We start from the raw sequence: 328 nt of genomic DNA on the forward strand, positions 1-328 counted from the left end.
GGGCAATACGACACTTCAATCGATAGTAAAGAAATAGAAACGCTAACTAAAACAGTAGGCGGCGAAATTTCTAGTAGCTTTTGGACTTCAGCAATAGCTGCAGGTTTAAGCGAGCGCCAAATAATGAACTTTGCCGATATATTTGGTTGGGATGTAGATTTTGCTAACGATATTCGCAAAGGCGATGGGTTTGGTTTAATTTATGAATCTCACTATGTAGATGGTGAATTTATTGGTACTGGTAAAATTATTGCTGCGGAATTTGTTAACCAAGGCCAGCGCTATGCTGCAATTCGCCACACTGACGGTAGTTTTTATACTCCTGAAG

Annotated in this window: 1 pseudogene; it reads left to right on the forward strand. The window is 39.9% G+C overall.

Features of this window, described 5'->3' with window-relative positions:
* Positions 1-328: pseudogene (locus AAEY62_RS21235) on the forward strand (peptidase M23); the annotation flags it as partial.

Source organism: Pseudoalteromonas sp. GW168-MNA-CIBAN-0100 (genome assembly GCF_040309225.1).
Lineage (GTDB): Bacteria > Pseudomonadota > Gammaproteobacteria > Enterobacterales > Alteromonadaceae > Pseudoalteromonas > Pseudoalteromonas arctica.